2 protein-coding genes are annotated in these 2,179 nt (G+C 47.3%); both read right to left on the reverse strand.

From position 1 onward, the window contains the following. Nucleotides 1-193: 193 nt before the first annotated feature. Nucleotides 194-811, reverse strand: coding sequence for a guanylate kinase (gene gmk, locus ACR2PX_RS14805; RefSeq protein ID WP_434000127.1), 618 nt, complete (start codon nt 809-811; stop codon nt 194-196). A 55-nt stretch (nt 812-866) separates the two neighbouring features. Then, nucleotides 867-1,730 carry a YicC/YloC family endoribonuclease gene (locus ACR2PX_RS14810; protein WP_434000128.1) on the reverse strand — a complete coding sequence of 288 codons (864 nt, stop codon included), beginning with the start codon at nt 1,728-1,730 and terminating at the stop codon, nt 867-869. Nucleotides 1,731-2,179 lie beyond the last annotated feature (449 nt).

Genomic DNA, 2,179 nt, shown 5'->3' on the forward strand with positions numbered 1-2,179 from the left:
ATATTACTGTCGGATACGAAGTTATGTGTCATCGGCGAGAAAGCAGGGTCAGAATATTTTCGAAGCTCTGCTTATAGCTCTGAAGAATTATGGTAATCATCCTTTGCTGGGTGCTGAATAGTTACTATGGTTCATATAAAAGCGGCAAGGACATTGAAGTCCCTACCGCCTAAACTGCTTTCAGATCTTGAGATCAGTTCAACAAACCTTCAATCAGATCGGACTTGTAGTGCTGCATCCAGCCAATGGATAAACGACGGCTTCTGATAATGGTCTGCAGGTCACGCAGTGCCAGATCAAATTCATCGTTAATCACCAGGTAGTCAAACTCAGCGTAATGAGACATTTCATTCACTGCCTGATTCATACGACGCTCAATCACTGCCATATCATCGGTGCCACGACCAATCAGTCGCTCGCGCAGAGCTTCCTTGGAAGGAGGTAGTATAAAGATACTGACGGCTTCCGGCATCAGCTTGCGCACTTGCTGAGCCCCCTGCCAGTCAATTTCCAGAATAACGTCTTCACCGCTATCCAGCTGCCCCCTAACCCAGGCTTCAGAGGTGCCATAATAGTTCGTGAACACTTCTGCATGTTCCAGAAACTGGCCTCTACTCATCAGCTCCAGAAAGATTTCCTTGCTGGTAAAGTGGTAGTTCATACCATCCGTTTCACCGGGGCGAATCGGACGGGTAGTGTGGGAAACTGATACCTTCACATGGGGAGTCGACTGAACCATAGCCTTGACCAGACTGGTTTTACCCGCTCCCGAAGGGGCTGCGATGATATAGAGTTTGCCTTTATTTGCCATGATATCTCCAAACGGCATATATCTCCAAACGGCATAGTTGAGGGCTGCCGGGGATTTATTCTATATTCTGAATTTGTTCACGCATCTGCTCAATCAGTACCTTAAGGTTAACGGCACTTTGTGTCAGACCTGCGTTAATGGATTTTGAGGACAGCGTATTGGCTTCCCGGTTGAGTTCCTGCATCAGGAAATCAAGACGGCGCCCAATAGCCCCTTTCTTACCCAGTGTGTGTTTAACTTCAGAAATGTGCGTGGATAGACGATCCAGCTCTTCGTCTACATCCATTTTCTGAGCCAGGATCACCAGTTCCTGCTCCAGTCGATCAGGGTCCAGTTCAGCCTTGGCTTCCTCCAGGCGGTCCATGATTTTCTGCCGCTGGGATTCCAACAAATCAGGAAGAACTGAACGCACATTCTCTACTTCTTCGGAAATACCTTCCAGTCTCAGCTGAATGAACTTCGCCAACTCGGCTCCTTCTCTGCGACGGGTATCCGACAGCTGTACCAGAGCCATTTCAAAAGCCTTGAGGGCTGCTGCATGAACCGGAGCCATATTGGCCTCTTCATTTTTCATGATGCCGGGCCACTGTAAAACTTCCAGAGGGTTCACGCCGGACGCATTGATAAAGTAGGTCTCAACCTTGTTCACCACAGATTGCAGGGCTTCCAGAGCCGAGTCGTTGACACTCAAATGCTGCTGACCTTCTACCAGCTGCAGTTTTAATGAGCATTCTACTTTGCCTCTGTGTAAGTGCTTTCTCAATGCTTCTCGTAATGCAGGTTCTACTTCCCTGGCAGCTTCTGGCAGACGAAAATGGGGCTCCAGATAGCGATGATTGACTGAACGAATTTCCCACACCAGGCTGCCCCAGTCCTCCTGGACCTGAGTACGGGCAAATGCAGTCATACTGGAAGTCATAAGTTTCCCTATTGAAGTGATCTTACTGAGACGGCACCAAATTTCTTGATTAACCCGGTCAGGGAGCGAAACTGGAGTCACCCAGCTTTTTAAAAGCGGATGTGTGATCTGGTGATGCAAGCATACATTAACAACAAGCAGTATCAAGCCTCTATATGATGTAGCCAAAGCCCCATCCTGTGTACGCCTTAACCCTTAAAGTTACTTCTCCTAACTCTCCGGTTATAGATTCCAGCCCTGTCTTTGGAAACAATGGCTCATCATCGTCAAGGAGGACGTACTATGAAACTGAGATGGCTTGCCCTATTCCTATTATCCCTTGCCTGAATCCGTGAGTTCATGATCGTTAAATTTGCCAAAAACTCAGTAATATCAGCATCTGTAGACTAATATTTGCTCATCTGGGTTTTCACCATATAAGTGCATTTTTGTGGAACTGAAATTTGAGC

The organism is Endozoicomonas sp. (assembly GCF_051008435.1).
Lineage (GTDB): Bacteria > Pseudomonadota > Gammaproteobacteria > Pseudomonadales > Endozoicomonadaceae > Endozoicomonas_A.